The 25543-nt window shown below is 70.6% G+C and carries 19 protein-coding genes; 8 read left to right on the forward strand and 11 right to left on the reverse strand.

All coding sequences use genetic code 11. From position 1 onward, the window contains the following. Nucleotides 1-59 precede the first annotated feature (59 nt). Nucleotides 60-1703 (reverse strand): protease pro-enzyme activation domain-containing protein, encoded by a 1644-nt coding sequence (locus ABH928_RS03920; protein ID WP_370062016.1) that lies wholly within the window; start codon nt 1701-1703, stop codon nt 60-62. 520 nt (nt 1704-2223) lie between these two features. Between ABH928_RS03920 and ABH928_RS03925 the strand changes: the two genes are divergently transcribed. Next, on the forward strand, nt 2224-2361 hold the full coding sequence (locus ABH928_RS03925; protein ID WP_370062018.1) for a hypothetical protein: 138 nt from the start codon (nt 2224-2226) through the stop codon (nt 2359-2361). A 10-nt stretch (nt 2362-2371) separates the two neighbouring features. Here ABH928_RS03925 and ABH928_RS03930 read toward each other — a convergent pair whose 3' ends face one another. Continuing rightward, nucleotides 2372-2794 carry a MarR family winged helix-turn-helix transcriptional regulator gene (locus tag ABH928_RS03930; protein ID WP_370062020.1) on the reverse strand — a complete coding sequence of 141 codons (423 nt, stop codon included), beginning with the start codon at nt 2792-2794 and terminating at the stop codon, nt 2372-2374. 174 nt (nt 2795-2968) lie between these two features. Here ABH928_RS03930 and eno point away from each other — a divergent pair, with 174 nt between their 5' ends. Beyond that, on the forward strand, nt 2969-4276 hold the full coding sequence (gene eno, locus ABH928_RS03935) for a phosphopyruvate hydratase (RefSeq protein ID WP_370062022.1): 1308 nt from the start codon (nt 2969-2971) through the stop codon (nt 4274-4276). Between the two features lie 221 nt (nt 4277-4497). On the opposite strand, the gene ABH928_RS03940 is transcribed toward eno, so the two are convergent. Both ABH928_RS03940 and lysA read right to left on the reverse strand, forming a co-directional pair. Then, the gene (locus ABH928_RS03940) at nt 4498-6123 is read right to left on the reverse strand and encodes an APC family permease (protein ID WP_370062024.1); all 1626 of its coding nucleotides are present in this window, start codon (nt 6121-6123) and stop codon (nt 4498-4500) included. A 67-nt stretch (nt 6124-6190) separates the two neighbouring features. Then, nucleotides 6191-7474 (reverse strand): diaminopimelate decarboxylase, encoded by a 1284-nt coding sequence (lysA, locus tag ABH928_RS03945; RefSeq protein WP_370062026.1) that lies wholly within the window; start codon nt 7472-7474, stop codon nt 6191-6193. A gap of 109 nt (nt 7475-7583) precedes the next feature. Between lysA and ABH928_RS03950 the strand changes: the two genes are divergently transcribed. Beyond that, nucleotides 7584-9233, forward strand: a complete 1650-nt coding sequence (locus tag ABH928_RS03950; protein WP_370062028.1) for a PucR family transcriptional regulator — start codon at nt 7584-7586, stop codon at nt 9231-9233. A gap of 532 nt (nt 9234-9765) precedes the next feature. Here ABH928_RS03950 and ABH928_RS03955 read toward each other — a convergent pair. Then, the gene (locus tag ABH928_RS03955) at nt 9766-10683 is read right to left on the reverse strand and encodes a chitinase (protein WP_370062961.1); all 918 of its coding nucleotides are present in this window, start codon (nt 10681-10683) and stop codon (nt 9766-9768) included. A gap of 497 nt (nt 10684-11180) precedes the next feature. Here ABH928_RS03955 and ABH928_RS03960 point away from each other — a divergent pair, with 497 nt between their 5' ends. Then, nucleotides 11181-12038: a M55 family metallopeptidase gene (locus tag ABH928_RS03960; protein WP_370062030.1), complete on the forward strand. Its 858-nt coding sequence runs from the start codon at nt 11181-11183 to the stop codon at nt 12036-12038. Between the two features lie 142 nt (nt 12039-12180). On the opposite strand, the gene ABH928_RS03965 is transcribed toward ABH928_RS03960, so the two are convergent. Beyond that, nucleotides 12181-13476 carry a helix-turn-helix domain-containing protein gene (locus ABH928_RS03965; protein WP_370062032.1) on the reverse strand — a complete coding sequence of 432 codons (1296 nt, stop codon included), beginning with the start codon at nt 13474-13476 and terminating at the stop codon, nt 12181-12183. A gap of 516 nt (nt 13477-13992) precedes the next feature. Between ABH928_RS03965 and ABH928_RS03970 the strand changes: the two genes are divergently transcribed. Further along, nucleotides 13993-16326: a PQQ-binding-like beta-propeller repeat protein gene (locus ABH928_RS03970; protein ID WP_370062034.1), complete on the forward strand. Its 2334-nt coding sequence runs from the start codon at nt 13993-13995 to the stop codon at nt 16324-16326. A 157-nt stretch (nt 16327-16483) separates the two neighbouring features. Here the strand turns inward: ABH928_RS03970 and ABH928_RS03975 are convergent, their stop codons facing one another. The 4 genes from ABH928_RS03975 to ABH928_RS03990 all read right to left on the reverse strand — a co-directional run bounded on the left by ABH928_RS03975 (nt 16484) and on the right by ABH928_RS03990 (nt 20735). Then, entirely contained in the window at nt 16484-17236 is a 753-nt protein-coding gene (locus ABH928_RS03975) for an amino acid ABC transporter ATP-binding protein (RefSeq protein ID WP_370062963.1), read from the reverse strand. 11 nt (nt 17237-17247) lie between these two features. Then, nucleotides 17248-18177: an amino acid ABC transporter permease gene (locus ABH928_RS03980; RefSeq protein ID WP_370062036.1), complete on the reverse strand. Its 930-nt coding sequence runs from the start codon at nt 18175-18177 to the stop codon at nt 17248-17250. 30 nt (nt 18178-18207) lie between these two features. Then, a complete protein-coding gene (locus tag ABH928_RS03985) occupies nt 18208-19155 on the reverse strand; it encodes an ABC transporter substrate-binding protein (protein WP_370062038.1) in 948 nt (315 codons plus the stop codon). Nucleotides 19156-19217: 62 nt separating this feature from the next. Beyond that, nucleotides 19218-20735 (reverse strand): aminotransferase class I/II-fold pyridoxal phosphate-dependent enzyme, encoded by a 1518-nt coding sequence (locus tag ABH928_RS03990; protein WP_370062040.1) that lies wholly within the window; start codon nt 20733-20735, stop codon nt 19218-19220. Between the two features lie 95 nt (nt 20736-20830). Between ABH928_RS03990 and ABH928_RS03995 the strand changes: the two genes are divergently transcribed. Beyond that, nucleotides 20831-21781 (forward strand): LysR substrate-binding domain-containing protein, encoded by a 951-nt coding sequence (locus tag ABH928_RS03995; RefSeq protein WP_370062042.1) that lies wholly within the window; start codon nt 20831-20833, stop codon nt 21779-21781. 50 nt (nt 21782-21831) lie between these two features. Here the strand turns inward: ABH928_RS03995 and ABH928_RS04000 are convergent, their stop codons facing one another. Further along, nucleotides 21832-22908, reverse strand: a complete 1077-nt coding sequence (locus tag ABH928_RS04000) for a GNAT family N-acetyltransferase (protein ID WP_370062044.1) — start codon at nt 22906-22908, stop codon at nt 21832-21834. 80 nt (nt 22909-22988) lie between these two features. On the opposite strand from ABH928_RS04000, the gene ABH928_RS04005 reads away from it, so the two are divergent. Continuing rightward, nucleotides 22989-24098 carry a GNAT family N-acetyltransferase gene (locus ABH928_RS04005; RefSeq protein ID WP_370062046.1) on the forward strand — a complete coding sequence of 370 codons (1110 nt, stop codon included), beginning with the start codon at nt 22989-22991 and terminating at the stop codon, nt 24096-24098. A gap of 65 nt (nt 24099-24163) precedes the next feature. Further along, a complete protein-coding gene (locus tag ABH928_RS04010; RefSeq protein WP_370062048.1) occupies nt 24164-25489 on the forward strand; it encodes a lipopolysaccharide biosynthesis protein in 1326 nt (441 codons plus the stop codon). Nucleotides 25490-25543 lie beyond the last annotated feature (54 nt).

Genomic DNA, 25543 nt, shown 5'->3' on the forward strand with positions numbered 1-25543 from the left:
ACGGCCCGGTTGACCCCGGGCCGTCATGGTCATTGTCGTGGCGTGTTGTTGACGGTGCCTCAGCCGAGCTCGGCGCTGAGGAACCCGGCGCCGTTGTAGGAGCCCCAGCCGGTGACCTGGTCGTAGCCCGCGTGAGCGCTGTAGGCGCCGTTGCTGCCGGTGGTGATGTCGTGGAAGGCGGAGCCGTAGTTCGTGGACTGGGCCAGGGTGTAGATGGTGGGGTTGGCGAACCCGAAGGCGGGCTTGCCCTTGACCTTCGCCTCGTTGTCGTAGACGGCGGTGAAGGCGGCCCAGTTGGGGGCTGCCGCGCTGGTGCCGCCGACCTCGCCCCAGCTTCCCTGGCTGTACACGGCCCAGCCGCTGTTCGGGTCGGCGTCGGCGGCGACGTCCGGGACCGTGCGGTGGCTGCCGCTGTTGACGGGCGTCTGGTAGCCGGGTGTGGCGAACTCGGAGGAGACGCCTCCGCCGCTGCCCGACCATGCGGTCTCCGCGGACCAGGAGCCGCTGGAGTTGAGCTTGAGGGTGGTTCCGCCGGTTCCGGTGACGGACGGGTCGCTGGCCGGGAAGTCGACGGAGGTGCCGCCGTTCCCGGCGTCGTCGGAGCCGTTGTCACCGGAGGCCGCGTAGACGGACTGGCCCTGGGCGGCGGCCTCCTGGAGGTCGGCGTGGACGGCGGTGAGGTTGCTGGGCGTCTCGTCGGCCTCGTCGATGCCCCAACTGGTGGAGATGATCGGGACGTCGTCACTGACGAGCTGTGCGTAGACCGCGACCTCGCCGGCGTCGCTGTTGGGAGCTTCGTAGACCTTGATCGTGCTACCGGGGGCGATGGCCTGAACGACCTCGATGTCGAGTTCGTCCTCGACCTCGCCGGACAGGTCGGTGGTGCCGCCGCTGACGTTCACCACGGTCGGTGTGGTGGGCTTGAGTGCGAAGTTGCTGTCGTACTTGGTGATGTCGGCCTGCTTGAAGGCGGAGAACTCCAGCAGCGCCACGGTCGAGCCGGTGCCGTTGTAGCCTGCGCCGATGGCGGAGGTGAGGTTGTAGGCGCTGCGGGCCTTGGCCGGGGTGAGACCGGTGACCGCGCGGGACTGCGCCCGGGGCGTGGACGCCGGTTCGGCGTAGGAGTCGAACCTCGCGTAGTCGTTCAGGCCCGAGATGTCGGTGACCGCCGAGGCGATCGCGGCGGGGAGCTGCGGCGCGGTGGTGTTGGCGAAGAAGTCGCGTCCGGTGCGGGCCTCGTGGAAGGTGGCCAGCCGGGTGCCGAAGGCCTTCTCGATCTGCGCGGCGGTTCCGGTCGCCTGGAGGGTGAGGTGGTTGGCGGTGGGCGCGGAGACCTTCAGCCCCTGCGCGGTGAGGTAGGCGGTGACCTTCGCGACGGTCGGGGCGGTGGCGCCGAACCTGGCTGCGAACTGGTGGACGGTCAGGTAGTGCTTGTACTGGACGGACCTGGGGTCGGACACCTGGTTCAGGAAGGCGGCGAGCCCTGCCTGGTCCCGGGGTGCGAGGCTGACCTGGACGGCTATTCGGCGGTCGGCCGCGATCGCGCCGGTGCGCAGGGAGTGGCTCACCGCCGGCAGTACGTCGCCGCGCACCGCGGCGGTGCCGACGGGCGTGTTCGCGGCGATGGCGGGCGTGGCGGCGAGAGCGAGGATCGGGAGCGGTGCGGCGAGCAGGCCGACCAGGGTCCTGAGGCGATGCGTCACGGCTGTGTCCTCCTGGGACGTAAGTGGAGCGTGGCCACCGTAAGCTGACGATCGGTCAGCGCGGCGGTGTGGTGACCAGGCTAGGAGTCGACGTTTGCCGCGCTATGGCGTGTCCATGTCTCCCCGTCACGCTTGCGTGAAGCATCCCTCACCCGAGGCCGGGGAGGTGTGGCCACTCCTCCGCGCTCGCAGAGCAACTCGGGCCGGTCATGCTCGTTGAGCAGGACCCCGCCCGTCGCTGAGGAGGACCCCGATGCGCCTCTGGTCCGGTGCAGTCGTCGTTGTCGCGCTCGCGTCGACGGCTGCCTGCAGTGCCGCGACCCCGGACCGACCGACCGGGGCGTCGGGACGGTGGACCTCCCGGTCGGTGTTGTCGACGGGGACCAGGTCAAGCCCGGTGATGCCGCCCGGGGCCGCGCCGGGCGTCCTGTCCCATCGGCCCGACCCGACGACGCCGAGCACGGCCGTGACCGCTGCGGCAGCGGTGTCGACGCCCCCGCATTCGTCGACGCCGGTCGGCGTGGCAGAGCATCCGCGCACCCGCCGTCACCACCGGCCGCACCCGGTGGGCCCCGTCGTGACCGGTCAGGGGGCGATGTGTGACCAGGCCGGACTGCCGCCGCAGCTGGCCGACGACTGCCACCAGCTCTACGGGTGAGCATCGGCTTTTAGCGCGCGGCGAGACGCTCCAGCAGGGCGGCGCTCCGTGCCAGCAACGCCCGCTCCTCATCCGTGAGTTCGGCCTCGATGGCCTGCGCGAGCCAGCCGGCCCTGCGGCCGCGCTCTGCTTCGAGCGCGGTCCGGCCCGCGTCCGACAGCTCGACCAGTGACTTGCGGCCGTCCGTGGGGTGCGCCCGGCGCGTGATCAGGTTCTGCTCCATGAGCAGCCCCACCGCCCGAGCCATGGACTGGGGGCGTACGCGCTGATCGGCGGCGAGGTCGCTGGTGGTCATGGCGCCGTTGCGGTCGAGTGCACCGAGCACGGCGGCCTGGCCCAGCGGGATGCGGTCCTCGTGTTTGACGCGTCGGGTGAGCTTGCCCATCGCGGTGCGCAGTTCGGCGGCGATGGCGGCGGCTTCCGGGGTGGGCATAGGGCAGTTTAGCCCGTTGGACAGCAAAGCTGTGCACCTGACCTGCGCAGCAGTGCTGAACAGCAATGCTGTACAGCAAAACTGAGCAGCATTGCTGTAGTGTTTGCGCTGTCGGGCTCAGCGCCAGCGCTGTCGCAGCCGGGCCACGGCACACGACAACGGGAAGGAACTCCCATGTCCGCAGAGGCAGTCGGAACCGTCGACACCACCATCGAGACCGTCACCGCCCGCCGGATTATCGACAGCCGGGGCAACCCCACGGTCGAGGTCGACGTCGTCCTCGTGGACGGGTCGCTGGGGCGCGCGGCGGTCCCCTCCGGCGCCTCCACCGGTGCCCGGGAAGCCGTAGAACTGCGTGACGGAGACTCCGCGCGGTGGCACGGCAAGGGCGTCGACCGCGCGGTGGCCCACGTCAACGGGGAGATCGCGGCGTCCGTGCGCGACCGGGACGCGGCGGACCAGGCGGGTCTCGACGCCGCGCTGGTCGCCCTCGACGGCACCGCCACGAAGTCCCGGCTCGGCGCCAACGCGATCCTCGGCGTCTCCCTCGCCGCTGCCAAGGCGGCCGCTGCGGCCCATCGCCGGCCCCTCTACCGCTACCTCGGCGGCGCCGACGCCCACCTGCTGCCGCTGCCGATGATGAACATCGTCAACGGCGGCGCCCACGCCGACAATCCGCTGGATTTCCAGGAGTTCATGATCGTGCCCGTGGGCGCGGACTCCTTCGCGGAAGCCGTCCGCATGGGCAGCGAGGTCTTCCACACGCTGCGCCGCGATCTGCTGGCCGCCGGGCACTCCACCGGCGTCGGTGACGAGGGTGGTTTCGCGCCCGCGCTGCGTACCGCCGAGGAGGCGCTCGACTTCGTGATGACCGCCATCGAGCGCACCGGTTACCGCCCCGGCACGGACATCGGCCTGGTCATGGACCCGGCGTCGTCGGAGTTCTTCCGCGACGGCGTGTACGACTACGCTGGCGAGGGGGTGCGCCGCACCCCATCCGAGCACGCCGACTACCTGGCCGAGCTCATCGACGCCTACCCGGTCGTCTCCATCGAGGACCCGATGGCGGAGAACGACCTGGACGGCTGGCGCGAGCTGACCGCACGCGTCGGCGACCGCTGTCAGCTCACCGGCGACGACGTGTTCTGCACCAACGAGGCGCTGCTGCGCGAGGGCATCCGCACCGGCGTCGGCAACTCGGTGCTGGTCAAGGTCAATCAGATCGGCACCCTGACGGAGGCGCTGGCCGCGGTGGCGACGGCCCACCAGGCGGGCTGGACGGCGGTCATGTCGCACCGCTCGGGCGAGACGGAGGACACCACCATCGCGGATCTGGCGGTGGCGACCGGCTGCGGTCAGATCAAGACCGGTTCGCTCTCCCGCTCCGACCGCACGGCGAAGTACAACCAACTGATCCGGATCGAAGAGGAGTTGGGCGACTCGGCGCGCTTCGCGGGCCGCGCCGCACTCCGCCGGGCGTGAACGGCAGGCTGAGCTGGAGACCTTGCGGGCCCCCTATCGGTTGGGGGCCCGCACGCGTACCTCGCACCATCCCTGGCGCGGCTTCGGGCGCAACGGCATCGCCCGTTACTTGAAATGTGGCGTGCCGGTCGCGGAGTTGTTGCGGGTGCTCGGGTGCTCGGGCGCTCCGTGCAGCGGATGCGATCCTGTGATCGCCGCCCGGCCCCTGGGGCGGACAAGTGTTACGCCCGCGGGCTGTCGTCGGCGGTGACCGCTGCGGCGACCTCCTCGGCGGGGAGGACCAGGCGCAGGGCTGCGTAGTAGACGGCCAGGCTGAAGGCGGTCACGGCGACCATGTCCCACCAGTCGGGGAGCAGGTTGGTGCCGCCGTAGCGGCCGATGGCGCCGAGGAGCGTCAGCCCGGTGAGCCAGGGCCATACCCACAGGGCGGACCTCGACCGGAGTGCCGGGCGCTCCTGGCGGGGGAGCCGGGCCCGGGTCAGGCCGAACACGGCGAGTCCCAGGAGCAGACTGGCGTTGATCTTCCACTCCGCCTGGAAGCCGGACCAGTAGATGATGAGGTTCGCGCAGACGAAGGCGGACGGGCAGAGCAGTCGCCAGGCGGGCAGTTGATAGGGGCGTGGGCGGTCCGGGTTCCGCAGCCGGAGGGCGTGCAGGGCGACGGGTGCGTATCCGTACATCATCACGGTGGCGGAGCTCACCAGGCTCACCAGCGACTGCCAGCTCGGGAACGGAAGGATGGCGAGTTCGCCGACCACGAGGGCGAGGATGACGGATACCAAGGGCACGCCGCGCAGGCTGACCCGGCCGAGGGACCTGGGCAGTGCCTTGTCGGTGGCCATCGCGTAGGAGATGCGGGAGGAGGTTCCGAGGTAGACGAGTCCGGTGGCGCTCGGGGAGATCACGGCGTCGATGTAGAGCGTCACGGCCAGCCATCCGGCGCCTGCCGCGCTGGCGAGTTGGGCGTAGGGGCCAAAACCGCCGGCGCCGATCGGGCTGGCCCAGCCGTGGAGGAGTTGGCCCGGGTCCAGGGCTCCGATGAAGGCGACCTCGAGGGCGAGGTAGATGATGGTGCCGATCACGGTCGAGACGATGACGGCCCGGGAGATGTCCTTCTGCGGGTTGCGGGCCTCACCCGCCATCTGGATGGCCTGTTCGAAGCCTTGCAGGGCGAAGACCACTCCTGCGGGCAGGGCCGCGAAGACGCCGTGCGCGCCGTACGGGGCGAAGCCTCCGCCGGCGGTGAAGTTGCCGGCGTGGAAGGTCAAGAGCAGCAGGACGACCACGGTCAGGAGCGGGACGAGGGTCTTCCACAGCATGGCGACCGTGTTGGAGTCGGCCAGCAGGCTGACGCCCGCGATGTTGACCAGGGTGAACAGCAGCATGAAGACGCTGGCGATGCCGATGCCCGACGTGGTGAGTGTTCCGTCGGAGTGAAGGATCGTCACATTACGGCTGACCCAGCTGAGGTGGGCGGTGTAGGAGAGGGTCGCCTCGACCTCGATGGGGGCGATCGTGACGGCCTGCAGCCAGGACATCCAGCCCGCGGTGAAGCCGGCGAGCGGTCCGAAGGCGAAGTGCGGGTAGCGGGCCGTGCCGCCCGCCATCGGGTAGGCGGCGCCGAGTTCGGCGTGGACCAGCGCGAGCAGGAGCAGCATTCCTGCCGCGAGGACCCAGGAGACGATCGAGGCGGGGCCGGCGATGCTCGCGGCGGTCAGCGCGCCCAGCAGCCAGCCGGAGCCGATGATCGAGCCCAGGGAGACGAACATCAGTCCCCAGAAGCCGACGTCGCGTTGCAGAACTCTCGACCCGGTGGTGCCCGTGGTCGAGGTGGATGCCAGTGTCATGTGTGCTCCTGCCCGTGTGCTGTGGGTGGTGGGTGTGCCGTGGGGGCTCGTGTGGGTTCTGTTGGGGTCACCACCAGCGGACGTCCCTGCGCAGGAGGTCGTCGTAGGTCTCTCGGCGCACGGCCACGCGGGCCTCGCCGTCGCGGCACAGGACCACCGGGGGGCGGCGGGCGCCGTTGTAGTTGCTGGAGACGGAGTAGGAGTAGGCCCCGGTCACCGGGACGGCCACCAGGTCTCCGGGTCGGGGGTCGCGCAGTGCGACGCCCGCGATCAGCCGGTCGCCGGACTCGCAGTGTCGGCCGACCAGGTCGCAGAGCTCGCCGCCGCCCACGCGGTCAGTGATGGTGGCCTCGAAACGCTGGCCGTAGACCATGGGTTCGAGGTTGTCGGCCATGCCGCCGTCGACGGCCACGAAGGTCTTCACCCCGCGCTTGACCGTGACCACCCGGTACAGGCTCAGCGCCGAGGTGGCCACCAGGGAGCGTCCCGGTTCGATCAGGAGCTTGGCGTCGGCGGGAAGGTGGCGGCGTGCCGCGTCGGTCAGGGTGTCGAGGTACTCGTCGAGGGAGGGCGGCTGCTCCTTGTAGGTGTAGCGCACGCCGAGGCCGCCGCCCAGGTCGTAGACGGCGAACTCGCCGAGTGCGGCGATGGCCTCCACCGCCCGTGCGAACGGATCGGTGTGCAGGACCTGCGAGCCCACGTGCATGTGCACGCCGTCCAGGCGCAGCCGGTCGCTGCCGCGCATCCGGGCGATGGCCTTGCGCGCCTGTGCGAGCGGCAGGCCGAACTTGGAGTCGTCCTGGCCGGTGGCCACCGCGTCGTGGGTGCCGGGGTGCACTCCGGGGATGACCCGGACCAGGACGCCCTGCTCGTCGGTCACGATCCGTTCGAGCCGGTCGATGTCGTCGAAGTTGTCGATGACGACCGTGCCGACGCCGGCGCGGACGGCCATCTCGATCTCTTCGTCGGTCTTGGCGTTGCCGTGCAGGACGATCCGTGCCGGGTCCGCCTGAGCCGCCAGTGCGGCGGCCAGTTCACCGCCGCCGGCGACGTCGATCGACAGGCCCTCTTCGGCGGCGATCCGGCAGATCGCGGTGGAGGGGAATGCCTTGGAGGCGAACGCGACATCGGCCAGTGGCCAGCGCGAGCGCAGCCCCTGCAGGTAGGCGCGCGCCTGGGCGCGCAGCGCGGTCTCGTTCACGACGAGCGTGGGTGTGCCGTGCGCCTCGGCGATGTCGCTGAGGCGCACGCCCGCGGTGACCAGTTCGCCGTCGTCGGTGAGCCCGGTGCCGGGCGGGAAGAGGCCCAGAAGGTCTTGCCGGTTGGCCTGGAGGGCAATGGTGTTCGTCACGGGAGCTCCGGTCGAGGAGGGGTGCGGGCTTGGCGGCTTCAGCGCCGAGGGCACGATGGTCCACGTTTCGGGCGGTTCTGATCTGAGGGAAAGCGCCTAAGCTGACTCAATGACCTTGGCCGATCGGACAAAGACGGCGGACGAGGCGGTGACCCTCGGCACGCTCGTGGACGCGGTGGGACCGACCGCCGTGTCGGTACTCGTGGCACCCCGCGGGCTCGACGTCCCGGTGCGCGCGATCAGCCTGCACGACTGCGCGGACCAGCTGGCCCTCCCGGAAGCGAACGGGACCGTCCTGCTGGCCGTCGGCGCCCAGGTCGACGGCCCGGAGCTGCTCGACCTGTTCCAGCGCGCCTCCACGTCCGGCTGCTGTGCCGTCGTCCTCAAGCTCCGCGCCGGCAGTTCCGCCGCCGCCGTGGCGGCGGCCGGCGGGCTGGGTCTGGCGCTGCTCGCCGCCCCCGACGCAATGCCCTGGCGGGATCTGGACGCGGCGCTCGCCTCGGCTCTGGCGACGCAGGGCCTGACCATGCTGACTACCGTCGACCCCCGGGACGACCTGTTCGCCATCGCCAACACCATTGCCGTGGCCCTGGGGGGATCGGTCGCGATCGAGGATCTGGGCCAGCGGATCCTGGCCTACTCCTCGGTCCCGGGCCAGCGGGTCGACGAAATCCGCGAACGCGGCATCCTGGACCGGCGGGTGCCCGACGACGACGTCGGGCAGCCGGCCCAGTACCGAGCGGTGCTCGCTGCGTCGGGCGTCGTACGCTTCCCGCAGCACGGCGAGGAACTGCCGCGAGCGGCAGTCGCAGTACGCGCCGGTGCGCTGCCGCTCGGCACCATCTGGGCCATCGAAGCACCGGCGGGCGTCGACCCCGACGGTGAGCAGCTACTGCTCGACGGCGCGCGGATAGCGGCCCGCCACCTGCTGAGCGCAAGCGACGCCGAGGACCGCTCACGGCACATGCGCAACCAGACCCTCCGCGCGCTCCTCGACACCAGCAGGACCGCGCCCGACGCCGCTGAACGGCTCGGCCTGCCGCGTCGCTCCAGCATCACCCTGACCGGCTTCACCTTCACCGGGGCGGACCAGCCCGGCCCGTCGGTGGTGTGCCACCTCGGTACGGCGCTGCGCCAGTGGTACGCGGCCTTCCACCCCCGCGCCACGATCACAACCACCGAGGTCGCTGCCTATGCACTGGTGCCGGGGGACGACCCGGCCGCCACGGTCCGCCTCGCCGCCCGCGCCCTGCAGAGCGTGCGCCGGGTCTTCGCCACGCCCGTCCGCGCCGCAGTCAGCGCTCCCGGCTCGAAGCCGGGCGACATCGCCGCAATGCGTGAGGAGATCGACGAGATCCTGCGTGTACTGGCCACTGCTCCGCAGCGTTCCTTCGATGGAGGCGTGGATGTCGCCACCGTCGAGGACGTGCACAGCCGACTCGTCCTGAGCCGTTTCGGCAGCCTTCTGGCCCAGGACCCCCGCCTGCGACACCCGGGCGTCAACCGTGTCCTCGAGTACGACCGGACTCATCGCACCGACTACGCCGCCACCCTCCTCGCCTGGCTCGACGCCGTCGGCGACATCGCAGACGCCGCCAGGAACCTGCGGCTCCACCCCAACAGCATCCGCTACCGCCTGCGGCGCGCCGAAGAGCTATTCAGCCTCGACCTGGCCGACCCGGACACCCGGCTCTCGGTCTGGCTGCAACTGCGACTGACATCGAGGCGAACGACAGAGAGCGGCTCTGTCAATCGGTGAACGTGCGAGTCCGGCCGATGGTGACAGATTTGGCATGTGCCAGTCGATGAGACGGACTGTCAGTAGTCCATGGATTGCCGGAATATAGGAGTCCGGAAGGGTCGAGGTCACCAGCAGCCGGGAGAGCAGGAAATGCCTACACGTATGACTGGCCAGGCAGATGACATGCCGGGAGCTCCGGAGTCACGGGGGGCTGAACCGCATCCCGCGGGAGCGGTCAGGGAGTCCGAGGAGCTCGCGGCGAACCTGAGGTCCGCACTCGCCCGTCATGACATCACCCTGCCCTCACTGCGCCCCGGCTTTCCCATCGGCAGCGCGCCCCTCATCGACCTCGGTCGCTGCAACCGGGAGACGACACTGAGGCTCACCATGATTCTCAACGCGCTTGCTGATGACCGGCAGTCACCTGCGTGATCAAGGATTCGTGGAGACCGCCGCCTTTTCGTCGATCCATGAGTGAGTCGTAGGTGGGTGCCACGGGGCTCCGGCCCCGCGTGCCCGGGGAGGGGCGGGGCCGGAGGCGTGGAGTGGATCAGCCGGTGTAGGCGGCCATGGTCTGGCCGTACTGTCCGGCTGTCTGGAGGACGGAGGAGCAGGTGGGGTCGGTGTAGGTGATCGCTCCGCCGGAGCACTGGCTGTCGCGGGTGGCGGACCAGAAGGAGAGCCAGGCCAGGTGCTCGGTCTTGGCGAAGTTCACCAGGGTGGTGGCGTCTGCGAGGCTGAAGGTCTCGCTGGTGTCGTCGTTGAGACCGATCATCGGGGTGACCGCGACCATGCTCCAGGCCTGGGCATCGGTCAGATTGGTCCATACCGACTTGATCTGCGCCTGGGTGGCGGTGGCGGCGTCGACGGCGTCCTGGCCCATGTCGCTGGAGAAGGAGGAGCCGTAGTCCATGGCCATGACGTTGACGGCGTCGAGGGTGACGCCGTCCGTCTTCGCGTCGGTGAGGAGGTTGACGCCGTCCTGGGTGAGGCCGGTGGGCAGGACCGGCAGGGTGTAGGAGATCTTCAGGCTCGGGTTGTTCCGCTCCAGGATCGCCAGCGCCTGGTTGCGGCGGTCGATGGTGGCGGTGTCGGCGATCGCGCCGCCTTCGATGTCGAAGTCGATGTGGGTGAGCTGGTACTGGTTGATGACGCTCTGGTAGGCGGCGGCCAGGGTGCTCGGGCTGGAGCAGTTCGCCGCGATCTCGGTGCCGTTCTCGCCGCCGAAGGAGACGCGGACGTCGCCGCCCGCAGCGCGCAGCGCGGCGATGTTGGCACTGGTGGTGGGGTCGTTGACGGCGGTGACGCCGGCCCACTCGGGATCGCAGGTGCCGCCGTCGGTGATGAACGCGAGGTTGAAGTACTTGGTGCCTTCGGTCGTGGCGCCCGTGGCGAGGTTGTAGGGCGGCCATACGGACAGGTCCGCCGAGGGTGGCGACGAGAGCGCCGCCGCTGAGGACGAGCGCAGCTGCGGCCGCGAGGGTGCGGCTGCCGGTGGTGTGGGGGAACGTGCGCTGGGGCATGCCTTGACTCCTGGGTGGGGAGAACAACCCGAATGGGTGGGGGAGCCCCGCCGCCTCCGGAGACGGCTCGGGGCGGTTCCGCGGAGTGGTCGTCACTTTGGTCTGGACCAATGTTCCGTGTCAAGGCCATGTGTCACGAACTCCGGTTGTCTGCAGGAAGTTTGAGCGAGCGCCCAGGGTGTGATGCGCATGGCGGGACGTCGCGCTCTGAGGCGCATCCGAACGTTCTCTGTCGCGGGGCGGGCTGCCGGAGAATGCGATCAGCGAACGATCGTTCGCGTCGGCGGGACAGGTACACAGGTAAGACCCTCTCCCACTGAGTGCCACTTTCATGCAAGAGTGCTTCCGAATGTGCACCACAACGAGCGGGAGCGGCAGTGGTCGGACCAGTGATCATCGGGAGCGAGCGCAGCGGGACAGGGCTACATGCCCGGGTGGTGCTGTGAGGATCTACCTCTCCTCGGACATGGAGGGCGCCGCCGGAGTCGTCGAGTGGGAGCAGTGCCGCCCGACCGGTCCTGACTACCCGTACTACCGTGACCTGCTCCAGCAGGAGGTGAGCGCCGCCATCGAGGGCGCACGCGACGCCGGAGCGACCGAGTTCCTTGTGAACGACTCGCACGGGCGCATGGCCAACCTGCGCCCGGGCGAACTGCCCAGCGGGACCCGGTATCTGTCGGGGCGCCACAAGCCTCTGTACATGATGCAGGGGCTGGACGCCTCCTTCGACGCCGTCTTCCTCATCTCCTACCACGGCTCGATGTCCGGCTGCGCGGCCACCCTCTCCCACACCTACAACCCGCTTGCGATCGCCGAGGTCAGGCTGAACGGTGTGGTCGCCGGCGAGAGCGCGATCAACGCGCTGGTCGCACTGGGCCACCGAGTTCCGGTCGTACTCATCACCGGTGACCGCACCACGGCGGAGGAGCTGCGTCCCTTCTGCCCGCAGGCGCGCGCTGCGGTGGTCAAGGAGTCGGTCAACCGCTTCGCGGCGGAGAGCCTGCACCCGCAGGACGCACGGGAGCTGATCCGGGAACAGGCCCGTCTCGCGGTCGCGGCACTGGCCGCCGACCCCGGCACGTGGGAGCTCCCCGCGATCGACCTTCCGGCCACGCTCACAGTCCGGTTCCGCAACCCCGATCTGGCGGAGATGGCGACCTGGATCACCGGAGTGGAGCGCGGCGGCATCGGCACGGACAAGGACGACCCGTCCATGGTCCGGCTCACGGATGACGACCCCATCCGCCTGTACCGGACCTTCGTCACCCTCGTACTCCTGACCCGCGGCATCGCGGAGTAGGAGGAGCATGAGCGGAAGGCCGGTACCCGCCATGCGCGCAGGCCGTACCCGACGTCACGTCGTGACGGGAGCTCCGCCGCCTGATCCGCCTCAGGCGGTGTCGGCCGGACCGGCTCGATGGTCCCCGGTGAACGCGACGCCGTCACCGGAACGCCACGGCCACTGCTGCCCACTGGGCGGTGGTGGTTCCGGTGGCGGCGCACGACTGCGCGGCGGGGACCACGCGGTAGGCGGTCGAGAGTCGGTAGGAGGAGAGTTTCAGTTCCGGGAGCTGGTGCCACTCGGCGGTGAAGTCGGGTTCGCTGCCGGTGTTGGCGCCCACGGCCCCCACCAGCAGCTCGCCCGCCGTGCAGTCGAGCTGGACCGAGTCGGTGCTGAACGCGGTGTGGCCGGATTCGCCATACGCCTGGGCATGGCCGGTGGCCGCGCTGATCCCGCGGTACTCGTCGACCGCCACGTGGTACTTGCTCGCGTGGGGGTACACGACGTGGATCGAGTCGGCCGTGCCGAGGGCGTGGACGTGGAAGGCCGCGATGACCAGGGTTCGGTGGTGGCTGGAGTCGGTCTCGTCGCCCACCACGTTGTAGGCGTCCCCCTGACTGTCGGTCACGGTGACCCGGCCGGGACAGGTGGCGGTCAGCATGATGCTGACGACGAGCGAGTCTCCCGCCTTCACGGGGTTCAGGATCGGCAGGACCACGTCGGTGCCGGAGAGGATCTGCGCGTCCGAGGTGGCCCGGCCCACCCAGCTGGGCAGTTGACCGCTCGGGGTGGGACTCCCGACCTCGGGCCCGGTGACCGGACTCTGGCCTGCGGGGAGCGACGGGCAGACCTGCTCCTCGACCGGGTAGCCGATCTGCACGCCGCTCTGCGGCCGTGCCACCGGTACGCCGTGAGCGATCCCGTGAGCGATCCCGAGCGTGATACCGACGGCCAGCGCGACTCCGTGCGTCAGCACCAGGAGCGCCGAGCGCACGCCCCGTCTGCGGAATGCGCCGCGCAGACGCGTCAGCCGTGCGCCGGTCACAGCGGCTGCCCCCAGCGGGCTTCCGGTCGCGTCGCCGGACGGCGGTCGCACACCGAGGTCCGCAGCCGGATGCCCGGCCGGGGGCAGGTCGGCGTCGCCTACCGGGCCCGGTTCAGCGGCGGCGCCGGGCGTGTCCGTTTCCCCGAGCGCCGAGACCGGGCTCGGGTTCGCGCCCAGCACGATCCGGGCCCACGCCCGCTGCCACGACGGAAGTGAAGCCTCGGGCACACCGCAGGCCGGCAACAGGGCCGCGACGCGCTCCCACGGCGGCAGCGTCGCCCGCTTCGCGTCGAGGGCGTGCGCGATGGTGCTCCTCGGCAGCCCGCTGAGCCGTTGCAGTTCACGCAGGGAAAGGCCGGAGACCGCCTTGAGGTCCCGCAGCGCCCCGACGAACTCCGAAGCAGTGGTCAACGACTGGGGCTCCATACGAGCACGAGGGCCCCCACTCGATCTGCCCGCTTCCACGCCGACCACCACCCCCGTTGCTCGGGCCGCCTCGGCCCGGACCGTCCGAGAGTGTCCCACGGCGTCCAATATTGGCCAAGATTCCCGATGGCGCAGGCCCGCAGGGCCCAGGCGAACTGTCGATCCCACGGAGGCGGCCACGAAGCCGCAGTTCACGTTCGTCCCGGCTTGTCCAAAGACGTTGCCGCCGCGGCGGTGGACCTCGAAACTCGGGCGGGGCGTCAACCGCCGTGTCACCGCCGGAGTTGCAGACGACAACGTCGGTTCGCCCCCAGGTCTGGCTCCTTGCCGGGGAGGGAGCCAGACCGAAGCGTTCCTGCGGGCGAAGCGTCCCTGCGGGGCGGGGGTACCCGCGGACGGAACGGCCTCACGCGAGGCCCATCGGCGCAGCTGCCCCCGGTTGTCGGTCTTGTTCCGCACGCGACGGCGGAGGCGACGAAGAGAAAGTTGACGGGAGCAGGCGTGGAGCCACTGGAAGCTGACGATCCGGCAGTGATCGGTCCCTACCGGCTCGTCGCCCGACTGGGCGCCGGGGGCATGGGGCGGGTCTACCTGGCGCGCAGCGCGGGCGGCCGGACCGTGGCGGTGAAGGTGGTACGCCCGGAGCTGGCGGGTGACGCGGACTTCAGGGCGCGGTTCCGCCGCGAGGTCGCGTCCGCGCAGTCGGTCTCCGGTGCGTTCACCGCGCCGGTGGTCGACGCGGACCGGGATTCGGCGTCGCCGTGGCTGGCGACCGCCTACGTTCCCGGGCCGTCGCTGGCGCAGGCGGTGGTCGGCTACGGTCCCCTCCCCGCGCGCAGCGTACGGATCCTGGGGGCGGTGCTGGCTGAGGCGTTGCGGGCGGTCCACGGGGCCGGTCTGGTCCACCGGGACCTGAAGCCGTCGAACGTGCTGCTGGCGGTGGACGGGCCGCGGGTGATCGACTTCGGGATCGCCCGAGCGCTGGACGAGTCGGGTCTGACCAGCAGCGGCGTGGTCGTCGGCTCGCCCGGGTTCATGTCGCCCGAGCAGGCGTCCGGACGGCCGGTGGGGCCTGCGGGGGACGTGTTCGCCTTGGGGGCGGTGCTGGTGTTCGCGGCGACGGGACGGGGGCCGTTCGGCCACGAATCCGCCGCGTCGTTGCTGTACCGGGTCGTCCACGAGGCACCCGACCTGACCGGCCTGCCGAGTGAGCTGGTGCCTGCGGTCACCGCGTGTCTCGCCAAGGATCCGGAGTCGCGGCCCACCCCGGACCGGGTGCTTGCCCTGCTGGCTCCGGACGGGGTCACCGCACTGGTGGGCGGAGCGTGGCTGCCAGCCGAGGTCGCCTCCGCGATCGCCCAACACGCCGCCACGGTCATGGAGATGGAGACTCCCGCGCCTCGGCCCGCGCCAGGCGGCGACCCCCGCGTGCAAGGTGCCGGCTCTCCGTCGCAGGCGGACCGTGGAGACGACGGCACCGTCCTGCTCGGCGGCCGGCGCGTCGTCGCCGGGGCCAGTGCGGACACCGGTGGCTCAACCACCGGCGTGGGCGACGGTGTTCGGGCGGCGGCTGCTGCTCCCGGATCCCAGGCGGCGTTGTCCCGCCGGAGGCTGCTCTACGCCGGGCTCGGTGTCGTCGCCCTCGGCGCGGCCGGTGGTGGGACCGCGCTCGCCCTCAGCCACGGCCACGGCACGCCCACCCCGAACCCCGGCGTGAGCGGATCCGGTGGCCCCACCGCCGCGCCGTCGGTGACCGCGACCCGCCCGCCAGGGGTCCCGCCGCAGCCGCTGTGGACCTACACCACCACTCAGCCGGTCCGCAGCCCGGCACTGGTCGTGGACGGCCTGGTGCTGGTGGCCGACCAGGAACTCGTCGCGCTGAAGGCGAGATCCGGCGCCGTGCAGTGGACGGGCCCGCAGGTCGCGTCCACCTATCAGCAGCAGCCCGCCGTCCTGGGCGGGGGAGTGGTCGTCACACTGCCGCAGAACGGGGCCCCGGCCCTGTCCGGCTTCGACCCGGCCACCGGCGCCCAGCGCTGGACCCTTCCCGAACCGGCCCAGTACGCCTTCACCAGTCTGCTGGGGGCCGACGACCAGGCCGTCTTCCTGATCGGCAACCAGTACAAGCTCGACGCCCACGGACTGCCGATCATCGTGCTCGGCGACGACAGCACCCAGGTCGTCATGGCCGTGGACCTGCACACCCGTCAGGTCCTGTGGACCCAGCACCGGACCGTCCCGAACGGCTGGGACGTGCTGGGCCTGGCCACCGACAAGTACGTGATCTACACCAACGCCAAAAACAACATCGTGGTCCGCGACACCCGCACCGGCAACCAGGTCTGGTCCCAGGACTACGGCGACCCCGCCTGGCAGGACACCGCGATGCCGGTGATCGGCGGCGACACCCTGTACCTGCCCGGCCCCCAACTCCTGGGCTACGGACTGGACAAGGGCGACACCCGGCTCACCACCGCGAAACTCACCAAAGGCGACTACCAGTCGCTCGTCTACGCGGACGGACACCTCTACCTGACCCGCAGCGACGACACCGTCCTGTGCCTGGACCCACGCACGGGGGCTCAGATCTGGACCAGCGCCGTCGATCTGACCGTCAGCTCCACGCCTCTGGCCGTCGTCGGCAGCACCGTGTTCTGCCCGATCCTGATCAACGGCGAGACCAGCGGCATCAGCGCCCTGGACGCCACCACCGGCAAGCTCCTGTGGACCTTCCAGGACGGCGACACCTCCTCCGACGAGTGGTGGCTATCCACCGACGGCACCCAGCTCTACGCGGTTCACAACAGCCGCGTGTACGCCCTTCCTTCCCGCTGAGGTCCCGCCACCGCGTCGCCGCCGTCGCTTCACGGCCGGCCGTGCGAGGTCCGTGAACGCGGTCGGAGGACACGACCCCGCTGACGGTTACGACGGTGACCAAGTCGCCGATGGCATCTCAGCCACGGCGACTTGGTCGGAGTCGACGGTGTCCGCCCTACAGCACCTTGGAGAGGAACGCCTGGGTGCGTTCGTGCTGTGGGTTGGTGAGTACCTCGCGGGGGTGGCCGGACTCGACGACGACGCCGTCGTCCATGAAGACCAGCGCGTCGCCGACCTCGCGGGCGAAACCCATCTCGTGGGTGACGACGATCATGGTCATCCCGTCCTCGGCCAGTCGGCGCATGACGTCGAGGACGTCGCCGACCAGCTCCGGGTCGAGCGCCGAGGTGGGCTCGTCGAAGAGCATCAGCTTGGGCTCCATGGCCAGCGCGCGGGCGATCGCGACGCGCTGCTGCTGCCCGCCGGAGAGCTGGGCGGGGTAGTTGCCGGCCTTGTCGGCCAAGCCGACCCGGGCCAGCAACTCCTCTGCCTTGGCCCGCGCGTCGGGCTTGGCCATGCCCTTGACCTGGATCGGCGCTTCGGTGATGTTCTCCAGTGCGGTCTTGTGCGGGAAGAGGTTGAACCGCTGGAAGACCATGCCGATGTCGCGGCGTTTGCGGGCGACCTCGCGGTCGGGCAGCTCGTGGAGCTTGCCGCCCTTCTCCTTGTAGCCGACCAGGTCGCCGTCGACGTAGAGCCGTCCGGCGTTGATCTTCTCCAGGTGGTTGATGCAGCGCAGGAAGGTCGACTTGCCCGAGCCGGACGGGCCGACCAGGCAGAACACCTGGCCCTGCTGCACCTGAAGGTCGATGCCCTTGAGCACCTCGACCTGGCCGTAGGACTTGTGGACCTGCTCGGCCCGGACCATGGGTTCGACGGTCACACCGCACCTCCGACGCGCTTGGGGCTCAGCACGTTCTTCCGGACCTTCTGCCAGGGCGTCTCCGGCAGTACGCGGTTGCTGCCGCGCGCGTAGTACCGCTCGATGTAGAACTGGCCGACCGAGAGGATCGAGGTCATCAGCAGGTACCAGAAGCTGACGGCGACCAGCGCCGGGATCTCGTAGAAGGTGCGCGAGGCGATGTCCTGACCGGCGCGGGTCAGTTCCTCCAGAGCGATCGCCGAGACGAGAGAGGTGGTCTTCAGCATCGAGATGGTCTCGTTGCCCGCGGGCGGGATGATGACCCGCATCGCCTGCGGCAGCACGATCCGCCACAGCGTCTTGCCCCGGCCGAGGCCCAGCGAACAGGCGGCTTCGTTCTGGCCCTCGTCGACGGAGAGGATGCCCGCGCGGACGATCTCCGCGAAGTACGCGGCCTCGTTGAGCCCGAGCGCCAGCGTCGCCGCGGTGAAGAGCCCGACCAGGTCGTTGTAGTTCCACGACACGAAGGTCGGCCCGAACGGGATGCCGATGCCCACCTTGGGAATCAGCGCGCCGAGGAAGTTCCAGACGTACAACTGCACCAGCACGGGCGTGCCGCGGAAGACCCAGACGTAGATCCAGGAGGCCCCGGAGAGCACTGGGTTCTTCGACAACCGCATCACAGCGAGCGCGATGCCGCCGACGATGCCGATCACCATGGCCAGCACGGTCAGCTCCAGCGTCCTCACGACGCCCACGAGCACGGTGTGGTAGGTGAAGATCTGGCCGACCACGTCCCAGTGCAGGACGCTGCCGGTGACCAGGAGGTGGCCGAACATGGCCGCGAGCACCGCGATCACGGCGACGGCGACCCACCGGCCGCGATGACGGACCGCGACGGCCCGTATCTCCTCCGGTCTGGCCGGGGAGGTGTGTTGATTGGTCATATCAGGGGAGTCCGGTGTTCTGAGGTGTGGTCAGCTGGCGGCGGCGTTGATGAGGACCTTGTCGGCGGTCAGTGCGCCCGAGTCGACACCCCACTTGGTCAGGATCTGCCCGTACGTCCCGTCCTTGATCAGGTCCTTGATCGCGCCCTGGATCGCCTGCGCCAGTTGGCCGTCGTTCTTCGGGACGGCGATGCCGTAGGGGGCGGTGTTGTAGTCCTGGCCGATCTTCATCAGCTGGCCCTGACTCTGCTTCACCGCGTAGTCGATGACCGGGGAGTCGGCCATCATCGCCTGGTCGCGCTTGGCGATCAGGGCGGAGGTGCTGTCGGTCTGCGCGGTGAACTGGTCGCCGTTGTCGGGGATCTGGGCCTTGCCCGCCTTCTTGCAGGCCGGGTTGAGGGTCTGCACGATCTCGCTGGACTCGATGGTGTTGGCCTGCACGGAGACCTTGAAGCCGCACAGGTCGGCGGCGACACCGGTCAGCTTGTAGGGGTTGCCGGTGAGGGTGGCGATGGCCTCGCCCGCGTTGTAGTACTGCACCATGTCGACCTGCTGCTCGCGGGCCTTGGTGTCGGTGAAGGAGGACAGGCTCAGGTCGTACTTCTTGGCCGTGATGCCGACCAGGATGCTGCCGAAGTCGGCGCTCTGCCAGCTGGCTTCGAGCCCGAGCTTCTTCATGATCGCGTTGCCGAGGTCGACATCCATCCCGACGATGTCGCCGCTGGCGTCCTTGAACTCGGACGGCGCGTAGGTCGAGTCGGTGGCGATGTCGACGGTGCCCTTGGACTTGAGCGCGGCCGGGACCATGGCGACCAGCGCGGGGTCCGTGCCCTCGCTGTTCACGGTCTGCGAGGCGTCGGGAGCGGCACCGGAGTTGCCGCCGATCTTGGAACTGCCGCAGCCGGTCAGCAGCAGCGACCCGGCCGCAGCGAGACCGAGGGCGGCGAAGGCAGGACGAACAGGGGGTCTTCTGCGCATGCGATTCTCCCGGAAGGTGGAAGGTGGAAGGTTGGGGACACGGCGGGGGTGGGCCCGCGTGGTCAGTGGTCTGATTCGGTCTCGATGACGACCCGCACCGCGCTCACGGTGGGGTCGATCGCGCCGCGCACGTGTCCGTGCGGCACAGCCGTGGTGCGCTGGAGGAAGTCGACCAGCTCGGCGGTGATCCGCTCGCCCGGCAGGATGTTCGGAATCCCCGGCGGATAGGCGGCGAGCGTGTCGGCCGAGACCCGGCCCACGGCGTGCTCCGCCAGGGCGACTTCGCTGGGCGCGAGGAAGGCCTGACGCGGCGACATGGCCACCGGGCCGGGCTCGGGGAGCCGCAGCGGGGCGCGCCGCTCACGGTCGGAAGCGGTGGCGGGAAGCTGGTGGAGAGCGTCGACGAAGCGGTCGGCGTCGTGTTCCGCTCCCGCCCCGACGACCGCGACGACGGCGGCGTCCGTCGCGACCTCGACCAGCACACCGTGCTCGCGCATGAGCAGCCAGCGCGCCTCGTGACCGGAGATGCCGCCGGCGCGCACGTCCACGGCCACCCGCAGCGGGTCGGCGCCCACGATGTCGGCGAACCTGCGGAACCCGTCGCTGACGATGCCGAAACGGGCACCGGAGCGAATCCCCTGGCGCATGGCCTCCGCCGCTTCGAGGGATCGGCCGATGCGCTCGTTGCCGGTGACCAGCGCACGCCGGGCCAGATCGAGCGAGCTCAGCAGGAGCGCACTCGCGCTGGTCGACTGGGTGAGGTGGAAGGCCCGGTCCAGCAGGGGCTCCAGCCGCGCGGCGAACGGACCTTCGCCCAGATGGAGCATTGCCGACTGGGTCAGGCTGCCGCCCAGCTTGTGCGTACTGGAGACGACGAGGTCGGCTCCCTGAGCCAGAGCGCCCGCCGGCAAGGCGCCGTGGAAGCCGAAGTGCGAACCCCACGCCTCGTCCACGATCAGGGGAACGCCACGCCCGTGCGCGATCTCGGCGATCTCCCGGACATCGGCGACAGCTCCGAAGTAGCTGGGGGTGACGACGTAGGCGGCCACGGCGTCCGGATGCTCGTCGAGAGCCCGGGCCACTGAACGAGCGGTGACGCCGTGGGCGATGCCGAGCTCCGCGTCGACCGAGGGGAGGACGAACGCGGCCCGCAGCCCCGAGAGGACCAGTCCGTCGACGACGCTTGAGTGGACGCTGCGCTGCACCACGATCTCGCTGCCCAGCGAGGCCAGCGCGAGAGTGACGACGCGGTTGCCCTGGGAGGCCCCGTTGGTGAGGAACCAGGTCCGCCGCGCCCCCCAGGCGTCAGCGGCGAGGCCGAGCGCCTGGTCGAGCGGGCTGTCCGGCCCCAGGTCGACGCCGTCCAGGAGCGGGGGCAGATCCAGTCGCAGCGGGGCGTCTCCGAGCAGCCCGGCCAGATCCGCGAACGCCTCGGGTGCCGCAGAGTGCCCGGGCACGTTGAGGCGTTGCCAGGACCGCGCGCCGAAGGCGCGCACCGCGTCCGCATACGGCGCACGGGCGTGGGGAGTGGGGGCGGTGGAGCTGGTGAGGGGAGTTGTCTTGCACACGAAGTGGAGCATGCCAGTCCCTTCTCGCCAGCAGAAGGGTGCATTTCTCTGAAGATCTCCATACTCTGGCTATAGCTCCATCTTCGATCCCTGGAGGGCCGGGTCCTGTGTTCGAACTGCGCCACTTCGAAGTTCTTCGGGCCATCGCACGTGAGGGGTCCCTCGCCGCGGCGGGCCGAGCACTGGGCTTCAGTCAGCCCACGATCACCCACCACCTGACCGCTATGGAGTCCCAGGCAGGCACCACCCTGGTTCGGCGGGGCGCGCGCGGGGCAGCGCTCACGCCCGCGGGCGATCTGCTCCTCGCGCACGGCGCGGCGGTGCTGGAACGCGTCCGCCTCGCCGAGCACGAACTGCGCGCTCTCCTGGAACGAGGCGTCACCGCGCTGAGGATCGGCACCTTCCCGACCGCCGGGGCGCTGCTGCTGCCTCCCGCTGTGAAACACCTGCACCGACTCGGCATCGAGGTGTCCTTGACGGAAGGAGAACTCCCGCTTCTCGTGGATGAGTTGCACGCTCGACGGCTCGACGCGGCCCTCGTCTTCTCACAGCCCGGCGAAGGGCTCGACCTCGGCGGGTCGTTCGAAGTCCACCCACTGCTGGACGACCCTCTCCAACTGGTCCTGCCCGCCGACCACCCGCTCGCGGCACAGCACACGGTCCCGATCACGACCCTCCGCGAAGAAGGCTGGATCATGGGGCACTCCGACTGGGACCCCGTCGATCGTGTCCTGACCTGGGTCTGTGCCAAGGCGGACTTCGAACCCGTGCGCGTCATGCGCACCGACGACTACGCCGTCCTCCAGGGCTTCGTCGCCGCAGGCGTGGGCATCGCCCTCCTCCCCCGTCTCGGAATCGCCGCGAACCGCACCGACCTCGCCGTCCGCCCGATCGACATCCCCGGGAAAGCCGACGGACTCACCCCGGCAAGGAAGATCAGCCTGGCCGTCCCGCTCGACACTCCCAACCCGGGCACCGAGCAGCTCCTACGGGCACTCCAGGCCCAGGCGCAGCGCCTGTTGAAGGCATGGGAACTGCCCCGAACGTCCGCGTCCTGACGCTCGCTCAGGCAACCAGCCCTGCGATGCGACGGCCGGGGACCCTGCGGTCACGCGTTCTTGAAGCCGATGAGCCGCTTGACCGCCTCGCGCAGGCGGCGGTCGGCGGCGGTGAGCGGCAGGCGCTCGCGGTAGTAGGCCGGGGAGAAGACCGGCCGCGCGCCGAAGCTCTCCTTGAACCGTGCCAGGGAGGACCCGGGTCTGGCGTCTCCCATGTCGTACAGGTGGCACCCGGCCGCGCACGCGTCCTCAATGGCGAGCCGCTGCAGCATGTGGTTGGCGTGGACCGGCGCGGCCAGGCTCCGGTCCATGGCCCCACGCCAGTACTTGGCGTGGGTGCCGTGCCGCAGCACCACGATCGCGGCGGCGGGCCGGCCCTCGCGGCTGGCCAGCCAGATCGCGCAGTCGGCGCCGAACCGTTCGGCGACCGACGCCACCAGACGGGGCGGGTCCTCGCGCCGTCGGCGCCAGCGTGCCAGCGCGAGCGGCTCGTGCTGCTGCTCGGCCCAGCGCACCATGGACTCCTCGTAGAGCTGCTGGAACTGCGGCACGAAGCGCCCGGTGCGGTCCACCTCGAACGTGACCTGCGCCCGCTCGGCGCGGCGGACGCCCTGGCGCACGGACGGGTGGAAGCGGTGCGCCCAGATCCCCTCGAAGCCGCCCGTCAGATCCAGCAGGTAGGTGGTGCGCTCGACGGATGTGAACCCGTCCGGGACGCCGGCGTCCCATACAGACGTCCCGCCCAACTGCCCGCGCGGGCTGAACCGGACCGCGACCCGCAGCGCGGGCCGGGATGCGAGATCGTCGAAGACCAGCCGTGCCTCGTCGGCGTCCGGAGCGCCGTCCGGCACGACGGCCCCGCCCACACCCCAGCCGGGCCACGACTCCTCCGTCAGCAGCCGCCCCGGCCAGGCACGACGCCGCACCATCGGGACCACCAGCTGTGCGCCCGACGCGAACCGGTAGTACCGGCTCGCGTCCTCCAGTGGCCAGGCGTCGCAGAGGCAGTCGAGCCAGGTCGGCGTCTGGGTGACGAGTGCGTTCCGGTCGCGGCCCACCAGCTCCCACCACAGCTCCCTGGGTGCGGGGCTGATGACCTCGACGCCGCCGGACTGGATACTGGGCACGATTGTCTCCGATTCGCGCTGTATGTGGCTTTTATGGCATATGGTCAAATTTAGCGTGTTCGTCGTCCGTCGGAGGCCGTGTGCCCACCCATCCCGAGGTTGTCAGTCCGGCGCCGAGGTCCGAGTGGAACCGGCTGCTGGCGAGTGACCCGGCCGCGTCGGTCTTCCAGACCCCGGCCTGGTTCGACGCGGTGGTCCGGCTGACGGGCGGGCGCGATGCCAGCCGTCTCTACACGACCGGGGACGGCCGGCGCCTGCTGCTCCCTCTGGTGCGGCGCACACCGCTGCCCGGGATCGCGCTCGACGCCGCGTATCCGCACCGCATGGGCCCCGGAGGGCTGCTGGCGACCGGGGGACTGCGGCCGGCGGACGTGGAGCTGGTCCTCTCCGACCTGCTCGGAGTGGGGTTCGGAGCGCCGCGCGGGGCGCGATCCGTCGGGGTCCGGATCTCGGCGATGCACGACGTGACCGACCGCTGGGAACAGGGCCTGGCGCTCGGCGCGGCACCGGGCGTCGACGTGATCCGCTCGCGCGTGCACGTGCTCGACCTGGACGGCGGTTTCGCCCGGGTCCGGGACGACCGGTTCCATGCCTCCACCAGGAAGAACGTGCGCAAGGCAGAACGCTCGGGCCTCACCGTCGAGCGGGATGTGACGGGCCGGTCGGTCCCCGCGTTCTACGACCTCTACCTGCGCTGGTCGGCGGAGCGCGCCCGGAAGTCGGGCCTGCCCTGGCCGCTCGCGGCCGCTCTGGCACGCCGTCGGGAACCGCTGCCGATGTTCCGGACCCTGGCGACGACGCTGGACGGCGCGTGCCGCATCTGGCTGGCACGCTACGACGACGAGCCGGTGGCGGGGCTGATGACGTTCGTTCACCGGAACCACGCCATCTCCTTCCGGAGCTACGCGGTCAAGGAGCTCGCGTCGCTGCGGGCCGGGCTGCTGCTCCAGCGGACGGCGATCGAGGACGCCTGCGAGCAGGGCTGCCGCTTCTACAGCATGGGCATGTCCGGCGGTGTCGAGGGGATCGAGGCGCACAAGGAGTCGATGGGCGCGACTCCCCGGACGGTGCTCGAATGCCGCAGGGAACGCCTGCCGCTGACCCGTGTCGAGGAGCTGAGGAGCAGCCTTGTGTCCACCGCCGCCCGGATCCTGGCCGACCTCCGCGGTGACGCGGCCGGTCGGACCTGAGGGCATCGGGCGTAAGGCATAAAATGGGCGGAGCTGATCCGGTCGAGGACGGGAGCTCGCCGGTGGTGAGCACCGGAGCCAGCAGGTCGGGCGCCGCCACGCGCTCGCTGCGGTCGCGCGGCAGGGCGCTGCTGGCCGCTGCGGCCCGGTACGACCCGCTGCTGCGCAACGCCCACCTGCTGACCCTCTCGTCCGTGCTGACCTCTCTCTTCGGCGCGCTCTACTGGGCGCTCGGAGCCCACTGGTACAGCCCCGACGAGGTCGGCAGGAACACTGCCGCCGTCTCCGCGATGATGTTCCTCGGGGGAGTCGGTCAGCTGAACCTGGCCAACGCGATGGTCCGCTTCGTCCCGTCGGCCGGGCCGCGCACCGGACGGCTGGTCGGCCGCGCGTACGTCGTGGCCGCCGCCGTGACGCTGTTCCTGACCGCCGGGTTCGTGCTGCTGATCCCGAAGCTGTCGCCCGGACTGGACTTCCTGCACACCCGGGGCCTCGGCGCCGCGTTCGTCCTCGCGACCGGCTGCTACGCCATCTTCAACCTCCAGGACGGCGTGCTCACCGGCCTGCGCCGGGCCGACTGGGTGGCGCTGGAGAACGGGGTGTTCGCGGTCGAGAAGATCGGCCTGCTGGCCCTCTTCGCCGCCGTCGGCACCGCGAGCGGCATCCTCGTCTCCTGGATGGTCGGCCTCGTCCTCTCGCTCGCGCTCACCAACAGCTACCTCTTCGCCCGCGCCCTGCCCCGGCACGCCCGCGCGGACCCCGACGCGGCCGCGGACACCTCCCGGCTCACCCTCGGCTACGTCTCGGCCGACTACCTGGGCGCGATGTGCTGGCTGGCGGCGGTCAACCTGCCGCCGGTGATCGTGCTCAACCGGCTCGGCGCGGCCGACGCCGCGTACTTCTCGCTCGCCTGGCTGGCACCCCTGGCGCTGTACGCGTTCAGCTCCAACATGGGCTACTCGCTGGTCGTCGAGTCCGCGCGGGACATCACCCGGCTTGACGCGTACCGTCGGGTGCTGCGCCACGCGGGCCGGGTGCTGGTGTTCGCGGTGGCGGCGGTGCTGGCCGTCTCACCCTGGGTGCTGCGGCTCTTCGGCCCGGCCTACGCCGCCCACGGCACGGTGGTGCTGTGGCTGCTCACGCTCTCCGCGCTGCCGAACCTGCTCAACACGACCGTGGTCGCACTGTCCCGCGCGAGGCGGCGGATGCGCGTGGTGGTGGGGGTGCTGAGCGCTCTCGCGGTGCTTGTGCTGGGCCTGACCGAGGCGCTGCTTCCGGTCATGGGCATCACGGGTGCGGGAGCAGCGTGGCTGATCGGCCAGAGTGTGGTCGCTGCCGTGCTGCTGTGGCGGCGCGACTGGTGGCTGCCGATCGCGCCACACGCGAGCTAGCTCGCGTGTGCCTTGGAGCGCCCTGAGGTGCCCGCCGTGTCGGGCGGGTGCACC

Source organism: Streptacidiphilus sp. MAP5-3 (genome assembly GCF_041262505.1).
GTDB lineage: Bacteria > Actinomycetota > Actinomycetes > Streptomycetales > Streptomycetaceae > Streptacidiphilus.